Raw genomic sequence first — 207 nt, forward strand, 5'->3', positions numbered from 1 at the left:
CATATCAGTGATAACGAGGTCGTGTTCCGGAACCCTTTCCTTCAAGTAGTTCACTTGATTCACCAGGTCATTGTGTGTTTCTGATGACACTCTGGCGTAAAGTACCACTTTCTTTTTCCTTATTATTCCTGCCAATCTCTCAACGTCCTCCTCCCGAAATCTCATTTTCCCAGATGGCAATCTCTCTGGTTTTATGTACCCCTTTTT

General features: G+C 43.0%; 1 pseudogene. It reads right to left on the reverse strand.

Going from position 1 to position 207, the window contains the following annotated elements:
- A pseudogene (locus L3N51_RS12505) lies at positions 1-207 on the reverse strand (IS607 family transposase); the annotation flags it as partial.

Origin of the sequence: Metallosphaera javensis (ex Hofmann et al. 2022) (genome assembly GCF_022064045.1) — an archaeon.
Classification (GTDB): domain Archaea; phylum Thermoproteota; class Thermoprotei_A; order Sulfolobales; family Sulfolobaceae; genus Metallosphaera; species Metallosphaera javensis.